General features: G+C 67.8%; 3 protein-coding genes. 1 reads left to right on the top strand and 2 read right to left on the bottom strand.

Features of this window, described 5'->3' with window-relative positions:
• Both FVW27_RS14735 and FVW27_RS14730 read right to left on the bottom strand, forming a co-directional pair.
• Positions 1 to 604 (bottom strand): MFS transporter (locus FVW27_RS14735; RefSeq protein WP_167126502.1); only part of this gene is annotated, 604 nt, incomplete at its 3' end.
• Between the two features lie 35 nt (positions 605 to 639).
• On the bottom strand, positions 640 to 1197 hold the full coding sequence (locus FVW27_RS14730) for a DUF2148 domain-containing protein (RefSeq protein ID WP_167126500.1): 558 nt from the start codon (positions 1195 to 1197) through the stop codon (positions 640 to 642).
• Between the two features lie 178 nt (positions 1198 to 1375).
• Here FVW27_RS14730 and FVW27_RS14725 point away from each other — a divergent pair.
• On the top strand, positions 1376 to 1782 hold a 407-nt coding region (locus FVW27_RS14725; RefSeq protein ID WP_341806152.1), incomplete at its 3' end, for a Chromate resistance protein ChrB.

The raw sequence follows: 1782 nt of genomic DNA, 5'->3' as shown, positions 1-1782 counted from the left end.
CGGATGTTGCCGGGGGGGTGCTCTCCCCCCCGTCGCGCAGCACCCGCCAGCCCAGCGCCAGCGCGGCAAGGCCGGTCACCGCCACCACTCCGTACACCACCCGGAAGGCCACGGGCGATCCGCCCGCCTCGGCCCCCAGCAGCGACAGGACAAGCCCGCCCACGGGCGCGCCCGCCAGCGTGCCGATGATGCCCACGGACGAGAACCAGCCCAGCATCTCGCCCTTGCGCGCACCGGCCATGTCGGCCACCACGGCCATGACCACCGGGCCGTACACCGCCGTGGCGAACCCGTGCACGAAGCGCACGGCCACCAGTTGGGCATAGTCGTTCACCACAAGGTAGGCGAAGGGGGCCAGCGCGAAAAAGCACAGCCCCGCCAGCATGGTGCGCCGCCGCCCGATGACGTCGGACAGCGCCCCGGCGGGCAGCTTGAAGAAGATGCCCGTCACCGTGGAGATGCCCACGGCAAGGCCCACCGCCTCTGGCCCCGCCCCCAGGAACACCGCGAACAGCGGCAGCACCGGGTTGCGTGCCAGCGCGTACGAGAAGCGGGCCAGAAATCCCACCGAGCACAAGGCCCGGAACATGGCCGATGCGTGCATGATCGTATCCCTTGGTCGGGGCGCGCGCCCCGCTTCTATTTCTTGCTGGGGCGGTCGTGGAAGATGGACTTGCCGTAGACGCCCACGGGCACGCCCATGACCACGTCGGCCTCGATGATGCCCAGCGCCCGGGCCGCCGCGCCCACGCGCTGCTGCACGCGGTTGTCGATGCTGAGCAGGCTGGCCGCCTTGGCGGCCGAGGACAGCGCGCAGCCGATGTCGATGATGCGCATGACGCAGTGCGGGCCGCCGTAGCCCATTTCCTTGGCGAAGGCAGGCTGCTGCCCGCGCGCCGCCAGAAAGGTCTTGCACGATTCGTGACCGCAGGCCCCGCAGTCGTACCCGGCGGCGGGGGATGAACGCAGCCCCACCAGCACCACGGCGTGGCACTGGGCGATGTTGTCCGCGTCGCGCAGCCAGTAGGCCTCGTTGGTGCTGCGCGGGGCAAAGTCGCGCATGGCATCGGCCATGCGGGTCAGATCCGCCTCGTCGGAAACCACGGCGATTTCCAGAAGATCCTTGCCGCCCGCCTTGGGAGCGGTGCGCATGGCGGCGGCCATCAGTCCGGCAGCCAGAACGGAAACGTCTTTCATCGCTGACTCCATTTTATTTGATTTCAAGATGTTGACTGAGCTCTCACTACCCGCGCAAGCAAAAAACAACTGCTCCATTTGGTAGCGCAATTGACATATATTGAGCGCGTCACAATATGTCAATTGCCATCAATAAAAAAGTTGACTATATGGCAGTTGACACATCAAGGAGCCTGCCATGTCCCCAGACCAGACCCGCAACCTGCCGTGGCTGCTGTGCATCCACAACATTCCCCCCAAGCCGCCCTACCTGCGGGCCAAGGCCGCCCGACGCCTTGCGGCGCTGGGGGCCGTGGCCCTGAAGAACGCCGTGTACGTGCTGCCCGACGGCGAGCGTCAACGCGACGGCCTGCTCTGGCTGGCCCGCGAGATAGAGGAAGGCGGAGGCCGGGCCTTCGTGTGCGGGGCCTGCTTCGACGTGGAGGCGGGCGGCCTGACCGACGCCCAGGTCAAGGCGCTGTTCGTGGACGCGCGCGACGCCCAGTACCGGGAACTGGCCGCCGAAGCACAGCCGGAATTCGAAACCCTGGGCGACCCGCGCGAAGCCGACGCCGCACGACGCGAGGCCGTGGCCGCATGGGCCGC

Origin of the sequence: Nitratidesulfovibrio liaohensis (genome assembly GCF_011682075.1) — a bacterium.
GTDB classification, from domain to species: domain Bacteria; phylum Desulfobacterota; class Desulfovibrionia; order Desulfovibrionales; family Desulfovibrionaceae; genus Cupidesulfovibrio; species Cupidesulfovibrio liaohensis.
Note: the sequence above shows the minus strand (reverse complement) of the source record. Positions and strands in the feature narration are given on the sequence as shown.